Source organism: Deinococcus grandis (genome assembly GCF_001485435.1).
Taxonomy (GTDB): Bacteria; Deinococcota; Deinococci; order Deinococcales; family Deinococcaceae; genus Deinococcus; species Deinococcus grandis.
The window spans coordinates 362,615-384,159 of the sequence record NZ_BCMS01000001.1 but is presented as its reverse complement, the minus strand read 5'-3'; the positions used below and the strand labels follow the sequence as shown (position 1 = coordinate 384,159).

The 21,545-nt window shown below is 71.1% G+C and carries 22 protein-coding genes; 17 read left to right on the top strand and 5 right to left on the bottom strand.

Annotation, left to right across the window (positions count from 1 at the left end):
- Positions 1-2 precede the first annotated feature (2 nt).
- From DEIGR_RS21025 to DEIGR_RS01830, 10 genes are all read left to right on the top strand, one after another.
- Positions 3-176 (top strand): hypothetical protein, encoded by a 174-nt coding sequence (locus DEIGR_RS21025; RefSeq protein ID WP_169796843.1) that lies wholly within the window; start codon positions 3-5, stop codon positions 174-176.
- A 125-nt stretch (positions 177-301) separates the two neighbouring features.
- A complete protein-coding gene (locus DEIGR_RS01870) occupies positions 302-913 on the top strand; it encodes a deoxynucleoside kinase (RefSeq protein WP_058974793.1) in 612 nt (203 codons plus the stop codon).
- Complete coding sequence (locus DEIGR_RS01865; RefSeq protein WP_058974790.1) at positions 913-1,536, top strand: deoxynucleoside kinase; 624 nt, start codon at positions 913-915, stop codon at positions 1,534-1,536. The genes DEIGR_RS01870 and DEIGR_RS01865 overlap by 1 nt, the downstream gene beginning before the upstream one ends.
- Positions 1,537-1,605: 69 nt before the next feature.
- Complete coding sequence (locus tag DEIGR_RS01860) at positions 1,606-2,250, top strand: hypothetical protein (protein ID WP_058974789.1); 645 nt, start codon at positions 1,606-1,608, stop codon at positions 2,248-2,250.
- A gap of 170 nt (positions 2,251-2,420) precedes the next feature.
- Positions 2,421-3,890, top strand: a complete 1,470-nt coding sequence (locus tag DEIGR_RS01855) for a UDP-N-acetylmuramoyl-L-alanyl-D-glutamate--2,6-diaminopimelate ligase (protein WP_058974787.1) — start codon at positions 2,421-2,423, stop codon at positions 3,888-3,890.
- Between the two features lie 32 nt (positions 3,891-3,922).
- On the top strand, positions 3,923-5,971 hold the full coding sequence (locus DEIGR_RS01850) for a DUF3160 domain-containing protein (protein ID WP_058974784.1): 2,049 nt from the start codon (positions 3,923-3,925) through the stop codon (positions 5,969-5,971).
- Positions 5,968-6,855 carry a CapA family protein gene (locus tag DEIGR_RS01845; protein WP_083523896.1) on the top strand — a complete coding sequence of 296 codons (888 nt, stop codon included), beginning with the start codon at positions 5,968-5,970 and terminating at the stop codon, positions 6,853-6,855. The genes DEIGR_RS01850 and DEIGR_RS01845 overlap by 4 nt, the downstream gene beginning before the upstream one ends.
- Positions 6,852-7,436: a hypothetical protein gene (locus tag DEIGR_RS01840; protein ID WP_058974782.1), complete on the top strand. Its 585-nt coding sequence runs from the start codon at positions 6,852-6,854 to the stop codon at positions 7,434-7,436. The genes DEIGR_RS01845 and DEIGR_RS01840 overlap by 4 nt, the downstream gene beginning before the upstream one ends.
- A gap of 16 nt (positions 7,437-7,452) precedes the next feature.
- Entirely contained in the window at positions 7,453-8,133 is a 681-nt protein-coding gene (locus tag DEIGR_RS01835; RefSeq protein WP_058974780.1) for a hypothetical protein, read from the top strand.
- Between the two features lie 230 nt (positions 8,134-8,363).
- Entirely contained in the window at positions 8,364-9,767 is a 1,404-nt protein-coding gene (locus DEIGR_RS01830; protein ID WP_058974778.1) for an RtcB family protein, read from the top strand.
- Positions 9,768-10,309: 542 nt separating this feature from the next.
- Here DEIGR_RS01830 and DEIGR_RS01825 read toward each other — a convergent pair.
- Complete coding sequence (locus tag DEIGR_RS01825; RefSeq protein ID WP_058974775.1) at positions 10,310-10,960, bottom strand: HAD-IA family hydrolase; 651 nt, start codon at positions 10,958-10,960, stop codon at positions 10,310-10,312.
- Between the two features lie 102 nt (positions 10,961-11,062).
- On the opposite strand from DEIGR_RS01825, the gene DEIGR_RS01820 reads away from it, so the two are divergent.
- Positions 11,063-11,677: a DedA family protein gene (locus DEIGR_RS01820; RefSeq protein WP_058974774.1), complete on the top strand. Its 615-nt coding sequence runs from the start codon at positions 11,063-11,065 to the stop codon at positions 11,675-11,677.
- Between the two features lie 118 nt (positions 11,678-11,795).
- Here the strand turns inward: DEIGR_RS01820 and DEIGR_RS01815 are convergent, their stop codons facing one another.
- Entirely contained in the window at positions 11,796-14,144 is a 2,349-nt protein-coding gene (locus DEIGR_RS01815; protein ID WP_058974772.1) for an MMPL family transporter, read from the bottom strand.
- 146 nt (positions 14,145-14,290) lie between these two features.
- On the opposite strand from DEIGR_RS01815, the gene DEIGR_RS01810 reads away from it, so the two are divergent.
- On the top strand, positions 14,291-14,680 hold the full coding sequence (locus DEIGR_RS01810) for a helix-turn-helix domain-containing protein (protein ID WP_058974770.1): 390 nt from the start codon (positions 14,291-14,293) through the stop codon (positions 14,678-14,680).
- A gap of 77 nt (positions 14,681-14,757) precedes the next feature.
- Here DEIGR_RS01810 and DEIGR_RS01805 read toward each other — a convergent pair whose 3' ends face one another.
- Positions 14,758-15,543, bottom strand: coding sequence for an APH(3') family aminoglycoside O-phosphotransferase (locus tag DEIGR_RS01805; RefSeq protein ID WP_058974769.1), 786 nt, complete (start codon positions 15,541-15,543; stop codon positions 14,758-14,760).
- Between the two features lie 81 nt (positions 15,544-15,624).
- On the opposite strand from DEIGR_RS01805, the gene DEIGR_RS01800 reads away from it, so the two are divergent.
- The 4 genes from DEIGR_RS01800 to DEIGR_RS01785 all read left to right on the top strand — a co-directional run bounded on the left by DEIGR_RS01800 (position 15,625) and on the right by DEIGR_RS01785 (position 18,491).
- A complete protein-coding gene (locus tag DEIGR_RS01800; RefSeq protein WP_058978483.1) occupies positions 15,625-16,326 on the top strand; it encodes a YqhA family protein in 702 nt (233 codons plus the stop codon).
- A gap of 61 nt (positions 16,327-16,387) precedes the next feature.
- Positions 16,388-17,290: a hypothetical protein gene (locus tag DEIGR_RS01795; protein ID WP_058974767.1), complete on the top strand. Its 903-nt coding sequence runs from the start codon at positions 16,388-16,390 to the stop codon at positions 17,288-17,290.
- Positions 17,287-17,658: a hypothetical protein gene (locus DEIGR_RS01790; protein WP_058974765.1), complete on the top strand. Its 372-nt coding sequence runs from the start codon at positions 17,287-17,289 to the stop codon at positions 17,656-17,658. Before DEIGR_RS01795 ends, DEIGR_RS01790 begins: the two co-directional genes overlap by 4 nt.
- Positions 17,659-17,744: 86 nt before the next feature.
- A complete protein-coding gene (locus DEIGR_RS01785) occupies positions 17,745-18,491 on the top strand; it encodes a CDP-alcohol phosphatidyltransferase family protein (protein WP_236704628.1) in 747 nt (248 codons plus the stop codon).
- Here the strand turns inward: DEIGR_RS01785 and DEIGR_RS01780 are convergent.
- Complete coding sequence (locus tag DEIGR_RS01780) at positions 18,470-19,144, bottom strand: DUF2270 domain-containing protein (RefSeq protein WP_058978481.1); 675 nt, start codon at positions 19,142-19,144, stop codon at positions 18,470-18,472. The genes DEIGR_RS01785 and DEIGR_RS01780 overlap by 22 nt on opposite strands.
- Before the next feature lie 373 nt (positions 19,145-19,517).
- Here DEIGR_RS01780 and DEIGR_RS01775 point away from each other — a divergent pair, with 373 nt between their 5' ends.
- Positions 19,518-20,846, top strand: a complete 1,329-nt coding sequence (locus tag DEIGR_RS01775) for a S8 family peptidase (RefSeq protein ID WP_058974762.1) — start codon at positions 19,518-19,520, stop codon at positions 20,844-20,846.
- A 48-nt stretch (positions 20,847-20,894) separates the two neighbouring features.
- On the opposite strand, the gene DEIGR_RS01770 is transcribed toward DEIGR_RS01775, so the two are convergent.
- Positions 20,895-21,539, bottom strand: coding sequence for an MBL fold metallo-hydrolase (locus DEIGR_RS01770; protein ID WP_058974760.1), 645 nt, complete (start codon positions 21,537-21,539; stop codon positions 20,895-20,897).
- Between the last annotated feature and the right edge of the window lie 6 nt (positions 21,540-21,545).

Genomic DNA, 21,545 nt, shown 5'->3' with positions numbered 1-21,545 from the left:
CCATGCCGCCGCGCAAGAACTTCCCCCTGCGCATCAGCCCGGAGCTGTACGCCGCGCTGGAACGCTGGGCCGCGGACGACCTGCGCAGCGTCAACGCCCAGATCGAGTACCTCCTGACCCGCGCCGCAAAAGACGCCGGACGCCTGAAAGACAAGAAGAAAGAGGACGGGGAATAGAGGGGCGAGGGTGGAATCCACCCATCCTCCATGTCTCGTCCCCCCTCCCCTCCCGGTCCCCCCGCGCGTGTCAAGGTCTTCATCCACCCTTGAGACTCGCGGGGGACGCTATGCTCAGCCCTGCCATGTACGTTGTCGTCGAAGGGCCCATCGGGGTCGGGAAAACAAGCCTCGCCCGGCGGCTCGCCGCGCGTCAGAACGCCGAACTGAACCTGGAGATCGTCGAGGAGAACCCCTTCCTGGCGAAATTCTACGAGCAGCCCGAGGCGTACTCCTTCCAGGTGCAGGCGTTCTTCCTGCTCTCGCGCTTCAAGCAGCTCTCGGCGCTGTGGCAGCCCGGGCTGTACCGCGACTCGGTCGTCAGCGACTACCTGTTCGACAAGGACTTCATCTTCGCGTCCATGAACCTGCGCGACGCCGAGTTCGCGCTGTACGAGGACCTGTACTCGCACCTGTCGCCGCGCCTGCCCACCCCGGACCTCGTGGTGTACCTGCGCGCCGACACCGACGAGCTGCTGCGCCGCATCGCGCTGCGCGGCCGCCCCTTCGAGCAGGACATGCAGGCCGAGTACCTCGCCAACCTCACGGGGCGGTACGACGAGTACTTCCGCACGTACCCGCACCCGCACCTGATCATCGACGCGGCCGGGATCGACTTCGTGAACAACCCGGACGACGAGCGCGGCCTCCTGGCCCGCATCGACGAGGCCCTGCGCGCCGGACAGGCCGCCGACTGATGTACCTCGCGATCTCCGGGAACATCGGCAGCGGCAAGAGCACCCTGACCCGCATGCTCGCCGGGCGCTACGGCCTGCGCCCCGTGTACGAACCCTACGCCGAGAACCCCTATCTGGAGGACTTTTACGGCGACATGCGCCGCTACTCCTTCCACTCGCAGGTGTACTTCCTGTCGCGGCGGCTGGAGCAGCACCTGAACCTCGTGACCGGCGCCCGCTACGTCATCCAGGACCGCACGGTGTTCGAGGACGCGAACATCTTCGCGCGCAACCTCTACGAGAGCGGGCAGATGGAGGAACGCGACTGGGCCACGTACCGCAGCCTGTACGAGGGCGTGCTGCCCGCCCTGCGCGTCCCGGACCTGCTGATCCACATCGACGCGAGCCTCCCCACCCTGAAGCGGCGCATCGCGCAGCGCGGCCGCGCCTACGAGCAGGACATCCCCGAGGCGTACCTGGGCGGCCTGAATCGCCTGTACGACAGCTGGGTCGCGGGTTTCGACGCCTGCCCGGTCGTACGCGTGCCCGGCGACCAGCTGGACTTCGTGGCGGACCCGCAGGCCTTCGAGTGGGTGTGCCAGCGCGTGCAGGCCAACGGCTACGGGCTGCCGCTGCTGCGCTGACAGGCCCGCAACCGGATGCCCGGTCAGATGAGGCGGCGCGCCGTCCTGCCGCCCGATACGCTGACCGGGATGCCTGCCCTGTCCCGTTCCGTCCTGACCCTGGCCCTGCTGGGCGCTGCCGCCCCCACCCCGCTCGCCCACGCCCAGGGAGCGCCCGCATCCGCCCCGGCGACCCAGCTGGGCTGCCCCGACTGGCTGACCCTGGATCCCGGCGACCTGCGGGCCGCCCGCGTGTCGGCCAGCCGCGCCGTGTTCACCGACGCCGGCGGCCAGCCGGGCAGGGCGTACGTGGTCCAGGGCGACCTGCTCCTGCAGGGGCCCGCCGTGAACGGTCGGCGCTGCAGCTACTTCGTGCGGGGCGGCGTGCCGACCGGCGTGGGCGGGTACCTGAACACCATGCAGGTGCAGAACGTGCCCGCCAGTCCCGCCCTGAGCGGCACCTGGAAGTCCGGGACGGGCACCCTGATCCTCGCGAAGACGGCCGCCGGCACGTGGCGGGTGAAGGGGGACGCGCTGTACCCGACGCCCGGCGGCAGCGCGAACCTGGGCGAGGTGGACGGGACCCTGACCCGCCGGGGCGGCGCGTGGCAGACCGCAGCAGACGGCTGCGAGCTGAGCCTGTGGCCGGTCGGCCCGTGGCTGGTCGCGCTGGACAACGGCGCGTGCGGGGGCCTGAACGTGACGTTCAGCGGCCTGTACACCCGCCAACGCTGAGGGGCTCATACGGACTCCGATTGAATGGGCTGCAAAGCCCATTCAATCCGAGCGGAGGCGAGAAGGAGAGAAACGGGTTCCGGACGTGCAGCCGGCAATCCGGTGAAGTTCCGGATTGTTGGCGAAACAAACGGAATCCGTATCAGGTGGCGGCCCGCTATGATCCCGGCATGCGCCTTGCCGAGCTGGCCGACCACCTGCACGCCCACCTGACCCCTGTTGGCCCGGAGCTGAACCCGGAGGTGACGGGGGTCACGCACAATGCCGACTGGGTGCAGCCCGGCTCGGCGTTCGTGGCGATCCGCGGGGCGCGTTTCGACGGGCACAGCTTCATGGACCGGGTGGCGCAGGCGGGCGCGGTGGCCGTGATCGGCGAGGGCCTCCCGGACGGCGTGACGAGCCCCCTGCCGTACCTGCGCGTCACCAGTGCCCGCGCCGCGCTGGCGGACGCTGCCGCCGCGCTCGCCGGGCACCCCAGCCGTGACCTGCGGGTGGTGGGCGTGACCGGCACGGACGGCAAGACCACCACCAGCTGGCTGGCCCGGCACCTGCTGCGCGCCGCCGGACAGCGCACCGGCCTCCTGAGCACCGTCGGGTATGAACTGCCGGACGGGACGCTGCGGCACTTCCCGGCGCACTTCACGACCCCCGAGGCCCCGCAGGTGCAGGCCACCCTGGCCGACATGGTCGCGGCGGGCGCGGACGCGGCGGTGCTGGAGGCCAGCAGTCACGCCCTCGCCCTGGAGCGCGTGCGGAGCGTCGCGTGGGACGTGGCGGTCTGGACGCACCTGAGCAGCGAACACCTGGACTTCCACGGCACCCTGGAGAACTACTTCGCGGACAAACGCCGACTGGTCGAGGCCGCGCCGTTCGCGGTACTGAACGTGGACGACCCCTGGACCGCGCAGCTGCGCGGCGTCGCCCCCGCCGAGATCACCTACTCCGCCGAGGGGCAGCACGCCGACTGGCGCGCCACCGACATCGAGGAACGCAGCACGGGGCTGCACTTCCACGTGATCAGTCCGCTGGGCGAGTTCGACGCGCACCTGCCGATGATCGGGCGCTTCAACGTCGCGAACGCCCTGGCCGCCATGGCCGCCGCCGCGCACCTCGGCGCGGACTGGGAGGCGCTGGTGGCGGGCCTCGCGTCGTTCCGGGGCGTGCCGGGCCGCATGGAACTCGTGCCGGACACGCGCGGGCGGCGCGTCGTCGTGGACTTCGCGCATACGCCCCCCAGCCTCGAGAAGGCGCTGGGCACCCTGCGCACCACCACGGCGGGCCGCCTGATCGTGGTGCTCGGCTCGGCGGGCGGGCCGCGCGACCCCGGCAAGCGCGCCCCGCTGGGCGAGGTCGCCACCCGCCTCGCGGACCACGCGATCTTCACCGAGGAGGACTGCCGCGACACCCCGCTGGCTGACATCCTGCGTGAGATGGCACGCGGCGCGCAGGAAGCCGGACACACCAACTTCCAGTCCATTCCCGACCGCCGGGACGCCATCCGCGCTGCCATCCGGCTCGCGCAGCCCGGCGACACGGTCCTGCTGGCCGGGAAGGGCCCAGAGGACACCCTGGAACGCGCCCACGAGACCATTCCCTGGAACGAGACGCAGGAGGCCGCGGACGCCCTGCACCTGAGCTGACCGGGCGCCCAGCGGCGTGGTATGACGACCGCATGCGTCCTCTTGCATGCGTCCTGACCGTCAGCCTGCTGGGCAGCGCCCTGGCCGTCCCCACGCCGTACTCGCTCCCCGTGAACCTGGGGCCCCTGAAGTCGCCACTGGTCAGCGGGAACGCCGACCTGGACCTGCCCGGCCTGAACGCCGCGCAGCGCTCGGCGCTGTCCCGCAGCGGCTTCGTGATCACGCCCGCGCAGTGGCGGCAGTTCGACGCCGTGTACGAGAGCACCCGCTACGCGGAGCAGCCGGTGTTCGTCACGGCCGACGCGACGCTGCACGTGTACCACCTGATCTTCGACAAGCTGCTGCGCGACCTGGAACGCGAGTCCCTGGCGCCCGCCGCGCGCCGCCTGACCGCGCTGCTCGTGGCGGACTCGCGGCGGCAGCTGACGGCCCTGAAGGGCACGCCGCTGGAGGCCGACGCCCGGCTGACGCTGGCGTATCTGGCCGTGGCGCAGAAACTGGCGGATCCGGCCGTGACCCCGCCCGCCGAGGTCGCGGCCCTGGTGGCGGCGGAACTGAAGCTGATCGACGCGCATCAGGGCATCGCCGGTTCCCCCATCTTCAGCGGCAGCGGGCTGCGGGAGGATTACTCGCAGTACGTGCCGCGCGGGCACTACACCCGGAGCGAGGCGCTGAAACGGTACTTCCGGACCATGATGTGGCTGGGCCGCATGAACCTGCGGGTGGAGAAGGCCAGCGAGACGCGCGTGGCGGGCCTGCTGACGTCGCTGATGGGCGCGAACGCCGAGGCGCAGAAACTCTGGGCGCGCATCTACGACCCGACCGCGCTGCTCGTGGGTCGCAGCGACGACCTGAACTACCGCCAGTACGCGCAGGCCCTCCGGGCAGCGGCGGGCGGACAGGTGCGCCGACTGGCGGACCCGGCCGTCCTGGCGGCCTTCCAGGCCGAGTTGCGGAAACTGCCGCCCCCGCAGGTGAACAGCGCCGTGGTCGTCGCCAAACCCGGCGAGGGCCGCGAGGTGCGCGACGCGCAGACGCTGGGCTTCCGGCTGATGGGGCAGCGCTTCACGCTGGACGGCGCGGCCTTCCAGCGCCTCGTGTACCGCGAGGTCGGCACGGACGAGCAGCCGCGCCTGCTGCCCAGCGGCCTGGACCTGCTGGCCGTGCTGGGCAGCGACGCCGCGCTGAACGAACTGCGCCGCAGCGGGCAGGCGAAGTACGCGAACTACGAGGCGAACATGGCGAAGCTCCGCGCGAACTTCGCCGCGCTCAAACCGGGCGACTGGACCGCGAACGTGTACAGCGGCTGGCTGTACGCGCTGCAGGCGCTGGCGAAACCCGAAGCGCGCGACGCGCGCTACCCGGCGTTCATGCGCACGCCCGCCTGGACGCGCAAGGACATGCTGACCGCGCTGGGCTCCTGGACGGAACTGCGGCACGACACCATCCTGTACGCCAAGCAGACCATGGCCGAACTGGGCGGCGGCGGGGACCCCCCGGAACCCCCACGCGGATACGTGGAACCCAACCCGGCCCTCTGGGCACGCCTGCAGACGCTGGAGGCCCTGACGCGGCGCGTCCTGAAGGACCAGGGGGTCCTGTCGGAACGCACTGAACTGAGCCTCGACAAGCTGCGCGACATGCTGGGCGTCCTGAGCCGCGCCACCACCAAGCAGCTGGCGGGCACGCCCCTGACCGCCGAGGGGTACGACCAGATCCACTACTTCGGCGGGTGGCTGGAGGAGATGAAGACCGCCAGTGCCGACCCCCAGGACGGCGAGAACGCCAGCGAGTTCGACGAGGACGCCATGGCCGCCGTCGTCGCGGACGTCGCCACCGGCGGGGACAGAACGGGAAATGTCGTTGCCCTGGAGGAAGGCACCGGCTTCATCCACGAGCTGTACGCCGTCGTGCCCGACGGACGCGGCGGGCTGCAGGTCGCGCGGGGCGGCGTGTACTCGCAGTACGAGTTTACGGTGCCCGTCTCGGGCCGCCTGACTGACGAGGCGTGGCGCGCGCAGCTCCAGCGGGGCAAGGTGCCGCCCGCGCACCCCTGGCTGGACGGCGTGCTCGTGAAGTGAAGCGCGCCTGCGCGCTGCTGGCGGGCCTGCTGCTCACGTCGGGCGGGCGGGAAGCCCCCGCGTCCGGCGTGGTCACGCTGGCGCTGGGTGGGGACCTGAGCCTCGCGCGAGGCGTGGCGCAGGCGAACGCCGCCGACTGGCCCGCCACGCTGCGGCCCATCGCGCCGCTGCTGCGCGCCGACCTGACCGCCGCGAACCTGGAATCCCCCCTGACGGACGCGCCGCGCGTGACCCGGGGCATCGACCTGCGCGCCTCTCCCGGCGCGGCGGCGGCCCTGTGGGCCCTGACTCACCTGGGCGTGGTGAACAACCACAGCCTGGATGCCGGGCCAGCCGGGCAGGCCCAGTCGCGGGGCACGCTGAGCCGCGCGAACCTGCATCCGGTCACCGCCGCCCCGATCTTCAGCGTGGTGCGGGGGCAGCCGGTCGCGCTGCTCGCGTGGCTGGACGACGGCGCGACGTCCCTCCCGCTGGCCGCCGTGCGCGCGGCGGCCCGGCGGGCGGACACCGTGATCGTCCTGCCGCACTGGGGCGAGGAATACGGCCTGACCACCGCCCGGCAGCGGACGCAGGCGCGGGCACTCGTGGCGGCCGGAGCGACCGTGATCGCCGGGAGCGGCCCGCACGTCCTCCAGGGGCACGAGGTCCTGACCGGGCCGCGCGGCGCGGCGCTGGTACTGTACAGCCTGGGGAACCTGCTGTTCGACCAGCCGTTCCCGTCCGCGCAGCTCGGCGCGGTGGTGCGCGTGCCCCTGCCGGACGTCACCCGTGCCTGCGCGGCCCCCACCCGTACCCGCGCGGGCCGCGTGAGCCCCGCCAGCGGCGTGCAGCGAGCGCAGGCCCTGATCCGCCTGGGCCTCCCCGCCTGCCCGGAGGCCCGGTGAAGGGATCCGCCCTGCTCCTGCCCCTGCTGCTGGGCGGCGCGCTCGCGGGCGGCGGCAGTCTGCCCTGGCGCAGCCTCACCCCGGCGGGCGACTGGACCACCAGTGCGGCCGTGCAGCCCGCGCAGCCCTGCCCGTCCCTGACTCTCCCCCCCGACTGGGAGGTGCGAACCGGCGTCCTGGCCGACGTGACCGGCGACGGCACCCCCGAATGCGTACTGGCCGTGTGGCGACCCTGGCGCGACTGGCACACCGCCCGCTGGAGCGCGCGCCCCACGCCCATCCAGGGCAACCGCGACGCACGCGGATTCAGCAGTCACGTGGCGGTCCTGCGCCCCCTGGGCGGCGGCCGGTACCGGGAGGTCTGGGTGGGCAGCGCCCTGTTCCAGCCGGTCTCGGCGCTGACCGTGCTGCCCGGCGGGACGCTCGCCACGCTGGAAACCACCTACGCCGCGCCCGGCGCGCCCGCCCGAGCGCTGAGCCTGTGGCACTGGACGGGCTTCGGCTTCCGCCTGGACCGCCGCGCCCCCGCGCTGGCCCGCGAGGTGCACCCCGACGCGCTGGGCCGCCCCGCCGTCCGCTGACCCGGCATGATGGGGCATGCGCCGCCTCTGCCTGCTGATTGCCGCCTCGCTTCTGCCCGCACACGCCGCGCAGGTGCCGGTCCCGACGCCCACGGGGGGTATTCCCGCCGGGGCGACCGTCGCCCGGCACGAAGGGCCTGCCGTGACCGTGCAGACCACCGCGCCTGCACGCGCCGGATGGTTGACCGGCCTGCGCGTCACCGCAGGAGGCACCAGCCGCACGTTCCCCAAGTGGCGGACGATCAGCAATCCCACCTTCTGGCCGGGCCTGAGCGTCACGGACGTGACCGGCGACGCCCGGCCCGAGGTCCTCGTGACCCTGATGACCGACGAGGGGACCGGCGTGGCCGTGTTCGATGCCCACGTGCTGAGCCTCCCGGACCTGCGCGAGTGGCCGGTCACGCCGCCCGTCCCGTACCTGCGGCAACAGGTCCGCTTCGGGGCGAACAGCCTGACGCTGCCGGGCCGCAGCGTGAAGCTCCCCCCGCTGCCCGGCGTGCCCCCCGGTGAGGCGACCCGCATCGGCGATCAGGTCCGCTGGACCGTGCAGGGCGGCCAGTTGACCGCGCTGGTCGAGGTGCAACGCGCCTGGGCGTTCACGGGCCGCCTCGTCCTGACGTACCGCGCGCAGAACGGGCGGCTGATCCCCGACCGGGTCCGCTTCGACCCCACGCCACTGGACGAGCTGCCGGAGTAGGCACTGGCCTACGCCGCCCATCCGCCACCATGCGGATGCCCGCTGCCCCACCCGCGCGGCACACTCACCCAGACCCGATCAGGGAAAGGAGGCGACCATGCCCGCAGGTACACCCGACAGCACCACAGCCGACGCCCCGGACGGCGATCCCGGCGACCGGACACCCACACCCGGAGGCTCCACACCCAGAGGCGCAGTCGCCTCCCCACCCACCTGAAAGAGAGACACCCATGAACGGCAAACACCTCGTGAAACTCGGCCTGGAAAAGAAAGCCATCGCCCTCGCCCAGACCGCCGCCACCCAGCGCGAAACCGCCGGACTGACCCGCGACGACATCCTCAGCGAACTACGCGCCGTGCAGCAGAACCCCGCCGCGTACGCCGAGGGCGGCGTGTACGCCCCGCTGGCCGCCGAACTCCTCGCGCAGCAGGCCGTCCTCGACGCCCGCCGGGGCAGCGACCTGCGCGCCCAGCCCCTCCCCTACCCCACCTGGGGCGCGGACCTGATCGACCCCGGCGCGCACCGTCAGATGGACGTCGCCATGCGCCTCCCCGTCAGCCGCGCCGGAGCGCTCATGCCCGACGCGCACGTCGGTTACGGCCTCCCCATCGGCGGGGTGCTCGCCACCGAGAACGCCGTCATCCCCTACGGCGTCGGCGTGGACATCGGCTGCTCCATGATGCTCTCGGTCCTGCCCATCCAACCGGGCGCGCTGCGCACCGACGACGCCACCACCCTGCTGCTGAAGCACACCCGCTTCGGCGCGGGCGTCGCCTTCGAGAAACGCGACCGCCAGGACCACGACGTCCTGCACGAGAGCACCTGGCAGGACCAGCCCATCCTGCGCCACCTGTACGACAAGGCCGCCACGCAGATCGGCACCAGCGGCAGCGGCAACCACTTCGTCGAATTCGGCACCCTCACCCTCCCCACCGCCGACCTCGGCCTGGACCCCGGCGAGTACCTCGCCGTCCTCTCCCACAGCGGCAGCCGCGGCTTCGGCGCGCAGGTCGCCGGACACTTCACCGCCCTCGCCGAACGCCACCACCCCACCCTCGCGCCAGAAGCGAAAAAACTCGCATGGCTCCCCCTCGACCACGAAGACGGACAGGCGTACTGGCAGGCCATGACCCTCGCCGGCCGCTACGCCCTCGCCAACCACCACCTCATCCACACCCGCCTCGCCCGCGCCCTGAACGTCACGCCCCTCGCGCAGGTCAGCAACAGCCACAACCTCGCCTGGAAACAACAGGTCGGCGATCAGGAACTCATCGTGCACCGCAAAGGCGCCACCCCCGCCGCCCAGGGCCAACTCGGCCTCATCCCCGGCAGCATGGCCGACCCCGGCTACGTGGTGCGCGGCCTCGGCCACCCCGGCGCCCTGAGCAGCGCCAGCCACGGCGCCGGACGCCAACTCGGCCGCAAAGCCGCCGCCAGCACCCTCAACAAAAAAGACGTCCAGGCGTACCTCACCACGCGCGGCGTCACCCTCATCGGCGGCGGCATCGACGAAGCCCCACAAGCGTACAAACGCATCCAGGACGTCATCGCCCGCCAGGACGACCTCGTGAACGTCATCGCCAGCTTCCAGCCACGCGTGGTCCGCATGGATACCGGGAGTGAGGACATCTGACGAGCTGACGGTTGATGGGCTGCGTCTGCGGAGGGCTTCCCCACCCCCCAGCCCCCTACCCCAGAGGGGCAGGGGGAGCTTTCGCTGCGCTCGGCAAGGTATTGCTCTGAGGTGGTCGGCGAGTATGGGGCGGGGACGGCCACTGATGGGGCTGCATGCCTCCGAACTCGCCGCGTGCGCCCCGCGCGCTGCGCGCACGACGGGCTCCGTTGCCACGACGATGGGTTGGCCCCATACCTTGGTGCGTGCCGCAAGGTTCTACCTTTTCTCGCTTTGGCAAAAGCGTGGTTTTCAAAGTCGATCAGCGGATCGCTTCAGGTTGCCCTGCCACCGAACGCAGACCACCACCGGCCGTCGTGCGCGAAGCGCGCGGGCCAACGTGGGGGGCGGAGGATGGCGTCGAAGCCGGATACGTTACTGCCCAACACAAACGCGCCGCAGGAGTAAAAACTCTTGCCCAGTGCCAACGTAAGCCCCCCCTGCCCCTCTGGGGTAGGGGGCTGGGGGGTGGGGCAGCCCGCCGCAGGCGCAGCCACACGACTTCACCCCCGAACGGTGCCCAGCAGGGCTTCCAGCCCCCCCTCGTACCCTTCGACGCGCCCCCATTCGGGCAGGAAGGCTTGTGTGCGGGTGACGTCGTTGGGCACGACGACGACGTGGAGTCCGGCGGCGGCGGCGGCGGTGGCGCCGTTGAGGCTGTCTTCGACGGCGAGGCATTCGTGGGGGTGCAGGCCGAGTTGGTGGGTGGCGAGGGTGTAGAGCTCGGGGTGGGGTTTGACGCGGGTGACGTCGTCGCGGGTGGCGAGCGTTTCGAAGTGGTCGTAGAGGTGGTGGTGGTGGAGCCAGCGGGTGACCCAGGCGCGGTCGCTGCTGGTGGCGAGGGCGAGGCGGAGTCCGGCGGGTCGGATGGCGTCGAGGACGTGGCGGACGCCGGGGCGGAGGTCGCTGCGTTCGATGGTGTGGTGGATGTCGGCGCGCAGGCGTTCGTGGGTGGCGTGGCGGTCCTGTTGGACGCTGTCGGGGAGGCCGAGCCAGGGGTCGAAGGCGTCCCAGGTGCCGATGCCGCGTTGCCAGTCGCTGAGGTTCAGCTGGCGGTCGTGTTGGTGGTAGAGGGCCTGCCAGTGGGTGAATTCGGGGGTTTCGGTGTCGAGGATGGTGCCGTCGAAGTCGAAGATCACGGCTTTGATGGTCATGCGCCGAGTGTAGGGGGTGGGGGGTGGGGGGCGGTCGTGCGTGAAGTGGGCTTCACTTTGGGTGGACGCTTGCCCTGTGGTGGGGCGGGTACGCTCGGGGGTATGGCCGAGTGGGTGCAGAATTTGATGGACAGCATGGGGTACCTGGGGATCCTGCTGTTGATGGTGCTGGAGAACGTGTTTCCGCCGATTCCGAGTGAATTGATCATGCCGTCGGCGGGCTTCGCGGCGTCGCGTGGGGATCTGAATCTGGTGCTGGTGATCCTGATGGGGACGCTGGGGAGTGTGATCGGGACGCTGCCGCTGTATTACATCGGGCGGGCGTTCGGTGAGGACCGGCTGGTGGCGTGGGCGGATAAGCACGGGAAGTGGTTGACGCTGAGTGGGAAGGACATCAAGAAGGCGGACGACTGGTTTGACCGGCATGGGTCGAAGGCGGTGCTGTTCGGGCGGATGGTGCCGGGCATCCGGTCGCTGCTGAGTCTCCCGGCGGGCATGAGTGAGATGCCGATGCCGAAGTTCCTGCTGTTCAGCGCGATCGGGTCGGGCTTGTGGGCGTCGTTGCTGGCGGGGGCGGGGTTCCTGCTGGGGGAGCATTACGACCGGGTGGAGCAGTACGTGGGTCCGGCGAGCAAGATCATTCTGGGGGTGCTGGTGGTGGCGGCTGTGGCGTGGTTCCTGCGCCGCAAGCGCGAGCAGGAGCACGCCGAGGTGTAAGTGGGCAGGGAGGAGTGGGGTGTGGGTTGTAGGAAGTCAGAGGGGCGACCGCAGATGCCGGTCGCCCCCTTTCTTTTGCCCTTCCCACTCCCCACGGCCTACTCCCCACAACCTCTGTTCAGTGTTCGAGGCGGATGTGCGGCAGGCGTTTGTCGAGCCATGCGGGCAGCCACCAGTTCCACTTCCCGGCCAGTTTGAGGAAGGCGGGCACGAGGACGAGGCGGACGAGGGTGGCGTCGAGGGCGACGGCGATGGCGAGGCCCAGGCCGATGCTCTTGCTGGCGACGACGCGTCCGAAGATGAAGGCGGAAAAGACGATGAACATGATGATGGCGGCGCTGGTGATGATGCGGGCGGTGTGGCCGACGGCGAGCACGACAGCCTCGTCGTTGGGGTGTCCGGCGAGGTATTCCTCCTGCACGCGGGAGAGCAGGAAGATCTCGTAGTCCATGCTGAGGCCGAACATCACGGCGAACAGCAGCACCGGGAGGCTGGCGTCGAGCACGCCGACGTCGCCGGGAATGCCGAGGGGCGCGGCCAGGACGCCCTCCTGCACGATCAGGGTGACGAGGCCGATGGCGGCGCCGACGGTCAGGGCGTTCATGAGGATGCTTTTCAGGGGGATCAGGAGGCTGCGGAACGCGACCATCAGCAGCAGGAACGTGCCCGCGAAGACGGCAAGGACGACGGTGGGCAGCGAGTCGGTGATGGCGCGGCTGAATTCCTCGCCGCCGACGGGCGCACCGCCGAGCAGGTAGGCGTAGCCGCTGGCCTCGATGGTGCCCCGGATCTGCCGTTCGAAGGCGGGAATCTCGCGGGCCGGGAGGGTCCGGTCGGGGATGACGGTGACGCGCAGCAGGGTCCGGTCGCGGCTGAAGGAGCGGGTGGTCAGGGCGCTCAGCGCGGCGAGCTGGTCGGTGCTGCTGGCACTCGTGCCTGCGAGGTCGCTGGGGGTCAGGAAGGGGCTGAGGACGCCCTTCACGCCGGGCAGGGCGCGCAGGTCCGTCACGAGCGCCTGGAACTTCGCTCGGCCCTGCGGGGTGTAGCGCTGGCCCTTCAGGTCGAGGATCACCTCGAACTGGCTGAGCAGTCCGCCCGCGCCGAGCGCCTCGACGTCTTTCAGGGTGTCCCGGCTTTCCACGCCGGGCGTGAGCCCCCACGCCCCGGCGTACCCGGTGCGGATGTTCAGGGCGGGCGAGGCGAGCAGCAGCAGGAAGGCGGTGCTGCTCAGCACGGCGATCCAGGGGCGGGCGGTGACGCGCCGCGCGAAGGCCGTCCACGCGCCGGAGGCCGCGCCGCTCTGCGCCCAGCTCAGGCGGGTGAAGCGCGGGTGGTTCACGCGGTCACCCAGCAGCGCCAGCAGCGCCGGGAGCGCGGTGAGGCTGGCCAGCACCGTCAGCAGCACGGCCAGCACCCCGCCGATCCCGATGGAGCGCACGAACGCGATCGGCGGGAGGATCAGGCCTGCCATGGCGATGGCGACGGTCAGGCCGCTGAAGGCGACGCTGCGCCCGGCGGTCTGCACGGTGCGTTCGGCGGCGCGGCGCGGGTCGGGCGTGCGGGGGCGACCGGATTCCTCCGATTCCCGGCCCACTGGAACGGCACCAGTGGCCCGTCCATCTCCTGAACTCCGGTCGTTGTGGCGGCTCCCTCCGGTCGGGTTCGTCTGCGACTCACCGCCATCTTTATTCAGTTCCTCGCGGAAGCGGTTGACCATCAGCAGGGCGTAGTCGATGCCCGCGCCCAGGCCGAGCATGGTGATCACGCTTTGCGCGAAGGTACTGACGTCCATGACGTGCGTCAGGCCGTACAGGGCGGCCATGGCGACACTGATGCTGAGCACCCCGACGGCCAGCGGGAGGCCGGTGGCGACGAGCGCGCCGAACACGACGAGCAGCAGCGCGCCGATCAGCGGCAGGGCCACGAGTTCGCTGCGTTTGGTGTCGCTCTCCGCGAAATGCGTGAAGTCGTCGGCGATGGCCTGCCCGCCAGTCACGCGGATGTCCAGCGCGGCGCTCTCTGTCCGCGCGGTGTAGGCGCGCACGCGGCGCAGGGTGTCGCTCGCGCCGTCCAGCAGCGGAATCTGCGCGAGGGTCAGGGCCAGGGTGCCGTCCTCGGAGCGGGTGCGGTAGGGGCCGCCGCTCTGCGCGGCGGTGACGCGGGTGACGCCGGGTACGTCCTCCAGGCCGTCCAGGAAGCGCTGGTAGGTGGCGTCGCCCTGGGGGGTCCCCAGCGGCGGCTGGCTGCGGGTGACGAGGACGACGGTGTTCGTGTCGCGTTCCCCGAAGCGGTCGCGCAGAAGGTCGGTGACGCGGGTGGCTTCGGACCCGGTCAGGCCCCCGGCGGGGTCGGCGGTCAGGGCGGCGGGGGCGCGCGCAGCGAAGGGGAGGCTGAGGGCGGCGGCGAGCAGCCACGCGAGCAGCACCGCCCAGGGGTGCCGGGAGACGAGTCGGCCGAGGGTGCGCATGAGCCCGAGTAGAGCACGGGCAGGCCGGGCAGACCGGAGGGCATGCGACGAAGCGCATTCGGCATCAATTGGCACCATCTTTCACCATCTATTGACATCAGCTATCAGATAGCGCAAGATAACCTCACCTGAGAGGAGGTGCCGGAATGAACGAGACGAACATCCCCACGGACGAGGTGCTGACCCTGGAGGAACTGGCCGCCTACCTGAAGGTGAGCGAAACCACCGCCTACACCCTGGTGCGGAGTGGTGAGATCCCGGGCCGCAAGGTCGGCCGGGAGTGGCGTTTCCTGAAAGCCCGCGTGACCCACTGGCTGATGCAGGCCGGGACGGAGGAAGACATGGAGAAGACCGGATTCGTGCAGCGCGATGAACTGGGCGGGGAATTCAGGCAGGAAGGGGGCCAGGAGTACGTGGCCCTCTGGCTCCCCATCACCCGCGAGGAGAAAGCCGCCCAGATCGAGAAGGCCACCCGCGACGGCGTGAACGTCAGCGAACTGATGGCCGACTACCTCCGCAGCTGGGTCAAGGCGTAAGGGCAGGAAGTGGGAAGTGGTGAGTGGACGGTGGAACCCCCACCCCGCTCACCACTTCCTACTGCCCACTTCCAGGTTCAGAACAGTTCGTCGTGCAGGCGGTAGTACGTGAGTTTCGTGTCGTCCACGAGGGCGCGGCCGTACAGGTCGAGGAACATCCCGGCGTAGCGTTCGCCCAGTTCGCTGCGGACGCTGCGGTGGGCCAGTGCCAGGTCGGCGTGCCGGTCGGCGATGCCGAGGCGGCCCACGTCGATCAGGCCTTCGACGTACTCGCCGTTCAGGATGATGTTGTCCAGCGTGGCGTCGCCGTGCGCGACCACGAGGTCGTCCTGGGCGGGGCGGGTGCGGGCCAGTTCGTTGAAGACACTGGTGGCGCTGCGTCCGGCGTGGTCGTCGTCGAAGTCCTGGCCGTCGATCAGTCCGGCCTGCACGCGTTCGCGGGCCAGGGGCAGGGTGACGTCCAGCGTCTGCCGGAATGGGCAGTCCCGGATGGGCAGGGCGTGCAGTTCGCGCAGCGCGCGCGCCAGGAGGTTCACGACCCGTTCGGGGTGCAGCCGGGCGTCGGGGTGGCTCATGGGGATGCCGGTCAGGCGGGTCATGGCCAGGAAGTCCCGGTCCGCCCCGGTCTCGAAGGCCACGACCTGCGGGGCGGGGATGCGCCCGGCCAGCCAGCGGAGCCGCTCGCGTTCCTGTTGCAGCGTGCTCGTGGCGTGCGGGGTGCGGGGCTGCATCTTCAGCACGTGGCGGGTGGATCGCCAGACCTGCGCGCCGCTCTGGCCGCCGCTCACGCGTTCCCAGCGGGCGGCGGGCAGCACGCGTTTCAGGGCGTCGGGCAGGGTGGGGCGGTCCGGAACGTCGGTCACGCCGGGCAGTCTGGCAGCCGCCCTGACCTTCAGGCAAGCGTGAAGGTCCGCCCCCACCGCGCGTCCCTGCGGCCCGGGATGATGGGGGGCGTGACCCGCCCCTCCTCTGCCCCGCGCTCCCCGAACCCCGAACCGTCCAAGCGGGAGTGGTTCAGCGAGATCATCGGCCGCACGCGCTTCGTGGTGCTGATCGCGGTGATCGCCGTGCTGCTCGTGTCGTTCAGCCTGTTCCTGCAGGGGACGCTGCTGGCGCTGCACACCATCTGGGATTCCTGGCGGGACACGTTCACGCAGGGCATCGCCAGTCAGCAGGGGCGGCTGGCCGTGGAATTCCTGGAGATCGTGAGCACCATGCTCAAGGCGGTGGTGTTCTACCTGATCGGGGTGGGGCTGTACTCGCTGTTCATCACGCCGCTGAACCTGACGTCCGCGCTGGGCGTCGAGAGCCTCGCGGATCTGGAGCAGAAGGTCGTGTCGGTGATCATCGTGATTCTGGGCGTGACGTTCCTGGAGCATTTCGTGCGCTGGGACAAGCCGCTGGACACGCTGTACTTCGCGGGGGCGCTGGCGCTGGCGGGGGGCGCGCTGGTGTTCTTCCAGCGGGTGCACCGGGGCAGCGGCGGCGACCTGGGGCAGCCGCAGTCGAAGGTCCGCGCGCGGCAGGAGCTGTTCGAGAACCACACCGAGCAGCGCCACATCGACGATCACGAGGTCGAGGTCGCCGAGCAGGCCACCCAGGCCAAGCAGGAGGGCAAGGTGGACGCCCAGGAAGGCAGCGGCTGAGGTCCCGCCGCGCGCAGGGCCCTGGACACCTGGCCCCCCGCGCGCGGGTACACTGTTCAGAATGAGGGTTGGTCTGCTTGAAACTCACGCCGCGCGCCTCCCGGGCTACTGGGCGGCGTTCCTGAAGGAACTGGGCTCCGAGCCGGTTCTGCCCGCCCTGGACGACACGGAGGCCCTGACGCTGGGCCGCGAGAGCCTGCCGAACGAACCGCTGGGCGTGCAGCTCGCGCTGGGCCGCATCCTGTCGATGGGCCGCGTGGACGCCGTGCTGATCGCGCAGTGGCCCGCCGCGAGCGGCGACGCCTGGAGCGAGGCGCTGCCCGACCTGCTCGCGCGGCGCATCAGCGGCCTGCCCACCCTGATCGGCGTGCCCGACGGTCCCGAGGGCCTGGAGGGCGCCGCGACCGAGCTGGGCCTGCGCGTGTCGCAGAACGCCGGTCGGGTGCGGCTGGCGCTGGAGAAGGTGCGGCCCATGGCGCAGGACCCGCGCGCCGCGCAGCCCGCCCTGACCCGCGCGAGCCGCGCGACGGTCGCCGTGATCGGCCCGCGCGCCCTGCTGAGCGAGCCGCTGGTGGCCGCTCCGCTGCGCGCGGCGCTGGACGACCTGGGCCTGTACGGCGTGTTCAGCCATGAGCTGCCGGTCGCGGACGTCCTGAAGCGCGCCGAGCGCATGGAGCAGCCCCGCGCGACCGCCGGGGACCGTGAACTGTTCGGCGCGGTGTCGCTGCTGGGCGGCAAGGGCGCCGTGAAGGGCTTCGTGTTCGTGAGCGGCGCGCGGGACGGCGCGACCGCCAGCGCGCTGTCCCGCCTCGCGGAGCGGCAGCACAAGCCCACGCTGCTCCTGAACGTGGACGGTCAGGCGGACTTCCCGGAACTCGCGGCGTTCCGCGACCGCGTGGCGTCCGGCGGCACGGCCCGTCCCGCCCCCGGCGGCGCGGACAGCGCGGAGGGTGAGGGCGCGTGAAGCTCTGGCGCTGGCTGACCACCCCGGACCCCGCGCCGGGCTTCACGGCGGGCAAGATGCTGAAACTCACCGCGCGGGTCATGCTGTTCGCGCTGGTCGCCACGCTCCTGAGCGGGCTGCTGCAACTGACTCCGCTGAAGGACACCCTGAACACCTGGTGGGGCAGCCTGCTGTTCGTGCTGCTGCTGTACATTCCCGCCGCGCGTTTCCTGACCATGGACACCTTCGCGCCCCGCCGCCCGGTCACCACGCCGGGCACGGGCGCGAAGGGCGCAGCGGCGAAGGGCAGCAGCGCGCAGCGCCGCAAGGAACGCAACCGCTACGCCGGGGTCCGCAAGGGCGCCCCCAAGTACGGGGGCCGCCGATAGAGTCCGGGCTCGCCCGCACGCGCAAGGCCCGCCCGGCGCGCGAGTGGGCGGGCGAACGTCTGTTCCGCCCGGCAGCGCAGCTGCTCGTGCCGCCCCTGGCGCGGCTGAACGTCAACCCGCAGCACGTGGTGTTGCTGCACACTGCCCTGGGCCTGTACGCCGCGCTGCTCATCCGGCGCGGCGAACGCCTGCGGCCCGCCGCGCTGCTTCAGGTCAAGACCGTTCTGGACAACCTGGACGGGCAGCTGGCCCGCGCGACCGGGCAGACGACCGAGACCGGTCGCTACCTGGACACCGAGGGGGACCTGCTGGTGAACCTCGCGCTGAACGTGGCGATCCTGGGCCGCCCGGGCGTGCCGGTCACGCTGCTGCAGAGCCTGATCCTGACCGTGGATTTCCTATGGGAGCGGGAGTACCGGGCCGCGCGCGGTGAGGTCTTCCGCGAGGGCGCCGCGCAGGCCGGGGATGACCCGGTCGTGCTGGGGGCCCTCCAGGCGGTGTACAGCGCGTATTTCGTGCCGCAGGAACGGGCGCTGGACCACGCCTTCCAGAGCCGGCTCCGCCGCGTGACCGGGTCGGCCACGCCGGGGGCGGCGCAGCGGCAGGCGTACACGCCGCTGGCCGTGAACACCCTGAGCGCCAACCTGGGGCTGGCCACGCAGTTCCTGCTGCTGGGCGCGTGCGTCCTCGCGGGGCGCCCGCACTGGTACGCGCGCAGCCTGGGCGTGCAGGCGCTGGCCCTGGCCGGCACGCAGCTGTGGCGGGAAGCGCAGGTCCGCGCGGCAGGACCGGACGGGCCGGACCCTGCCGGTCAGCCCTCTTCGAGCGGGTAGGTGCGCGCCGCGCGGGCGGCCAGGGCGATCAGGTGCGCGTAGAAGCCGCCCACGAGCGTGAACACCAGCCAGCCGGGGAAGTTCCCGATGTCCGCCAGGGAGAACGCCGCCGGGAATTCCAGCACCCAGCCCTTGGGCTGCGCGAGGTCCAGTTTCGCGAACCACGCGGCCAGCACCGCCGCGTAGATCCACAGGTAGTTGCGGTTCAGCCGCCAGCCCAGCGCGTCGGCGCGGCTCATGGGACTGCGCGGCTTGCTCAGTTCCGCCAGCAGCAGCTGGTGCCAGCCGGGATCCACCCGGTCGCCTAGCATGGCGGGGTAGAAGAAGCGTTCCATGATCCGCACGCGGTGGTGCGCGATCTCGTACGTGCGGAAGCGGCGGGCTTCCAGGCGCAGGAAGAAGTAGTTCATGAACATTGCGAACAGGAAGGTCGCGTGGCTGTTGTTCACGTCACCCAGCGCGAAGGACGCCAGGCCCGCGGTGGTCACGACCGACCAGTTGGTGGTCATGTCCAGCCGCTGGCGGTAGGCGGTCATCTTACCGACCTCGGCGCGGTACAGGTGGATCAGGGCGTTGGCGGTGTTCGTGCTGTAACTCACGTCGGTGAGGCCCGCAGCCGCCTGCGCGCCCGGTCCCAGCCCTGTTCCCGGCATCACGTTCTGCATTCTTGCACGGTGTTCATGGAGGGGCCTGTCAGAGGCATGATACGGATTCCGTTTGTTTCGCCAACAATCCGGAACTTCACCGGATTGCCGGCTCCTCGTCCGGAACCCGTTTCTCTCTTACTCGCATCCGCTCGGATTGAACGGGCTTTGCAGCCCATTCAATCGGAGTCCGTATGAGGTCCGGCGCGGCGCATGCTGAGCGGTGGGGCGACGGGCGCCTCCCCCCAGGTGGCGGGGTGGGCCGCGCAATGGAACTCGCTTCACAAATGACCACCCGGGCCGCGTCCTATGGTTTCCAGACCGTTCCCACACGACCCACTCACCGTGACCGGGCCCCGCTGCCCTGCACGCCGGAGGTTGCATGAACCGTACCCGTCTGTTTGGCCTGCTGACCCTCTCCGTCCTCCTGGCTGCCTGCGGGCAGACCCCGGCCCAGCTGACGCCCGACGCCACGCAGGCCGCCGCGCCCGCCTTCGTGGACGGCGAACTGCTCGTGCAACTCAAGGGCGGCGTGAACAGTCAGGCGCTGACCAGCCTGAGCGCGCTGGGCGTGCAGTCCGTCGAGACGCTGACCACCGTGAACGGCGCTGCGCTGCTGCGCGCCCGCATCACCGACGGTCAGGGCGTGACCGCCAAGGCCCAGCAGCTGCAGGCCAGCGGCCTCGTGCGTTTCGCGGAACCCAACTGGACGTACCAGACCCAGGCGCTGCCCAGCGACAGTTACTACACCAACGGCACGCTGTGGGGCATGAAGGGCAACTTCGGTTCAGGCGCCGAGACCGCCTGGGCCGCCGGGAAGACCGGCAGCAAGGGCGTGTACGTGGGCATCATCGACGAGGGCTACCAGTTCGACCACCCCGACCTGCGGGGCAACGCCTGGCTGAACCCCTTCGATCCGGTGGACGGGAAGGACAACGACGGCAACGGCTACGTGGACGACACGCGCGGCTGGGACTTCGCGAACAACGACAACACCATCTATGACGGCGGCACGCGCGGCAGCCTGGACGCGCACGGCACGCACGTCGCCGGGACGATCGGCGGCACCGCGAACGACGGCGGCGTGGTCGGCGTGAACCACAACGTGACGTTCATCAGCGGCAAGTTCCTGGGCCGCCGCGGCGGGAACACCGCCGACGCCATCAAGGCCGTGGACTACTTCACGGACCTCAAGACCCGCCACGGGCTGAACATCGTCGCCACGAACAACAGCTGGGGCGGCGGCGGCTACAGCCAGGCCATGTACGAGGCGATCGTCCGCGCCGCCAAGGTGAACATCCTGTTCGTCGCGGCCGCCGGGAACAGCGGCACCGACAACGACGCGACCGCCAGCTACCCCAGCAACTACGACACGACCGCCGGCGCCGGGTACGACGCCGTGATCGCCGTGGCCGCCATCGACAAGGCCGGCGCGCTGGCCTCGTTCAGCCAGTACGGGAAGACCAGCGTGGACATCGGCGCGCCCGGCGTGGCGATCACCAGCAGCGTGCCGTACAACAAGTACGCCAGTTACAACGGCACGAGCATGGCCACCCCGCACGTCACCGGCGGCGTCGCCCTGTACGCCAGCCTCAACCCGAACGCGACCGCCGCGCAGATCCGCGCCGCGATCCTCGGCAGCGCCACGCCCACCGCCAGCCTGAATGGCAAGACCGTCACCGGCGGCCGCCTGAACGTCAGCGGCTTCTAAACCCTCCTCTACCCGGCGCCGCCCCCGTTGACTGGGGCGGCGCCCTTCTCATTGCAGGAACGGGTTCGTCTGGATTTCCGTGGCGACCGTCGTGCGCGGCCCGTGCCCCGGGTACACCACCGTGTCGCCCGGCAGGGTCAGCAGCTGCTCGCGGATGCCCGCCAGGAGCTGCGGGTGGTTCCCGCCCGGCAGGTCCGTCCGGCCGATTCCGCCCCGGAACAGCGTGTCCCCGGCGACCACGAGGCCCGGCGCGGTGAACACCACGTGCCCCGGCGCGTGCCCCGGCAGGAAGCGCGCCGTGAGGGTCAGGTCGCCCGCCGTGAACGTCTGCCCCGGCGTGATCTCATGGTCGGGATCGGCGGGCTGGATGAACGGGAGGTTCCAGCGGGCGGCACTCTGCGCGCCCGCGCGGTACAGCGGCAGGTCCGCCGGGTGCAGCCACACCGGCACCTGCAGCGCCTCGCGCAACGGCTGCACGGCGCCGATGTGATCGAAGTGCGCGTGCGTGAGCAGGATGCCCCGCACCGTCACGCCCGACCCGCGCACCAGCGTCAGCAGGCGCTCGGCGTCGTCGCCCGGGTCGATCAGGAACCCCTCGTTTCCAGCCCCGGCGATCAGGATGGCGTTCTCCTGGATGGGGCCGGTCGGCACCGACCAGAGGCGCAGCGCGCCGTGCGTGAAAGGAGCACTCATGCCCGG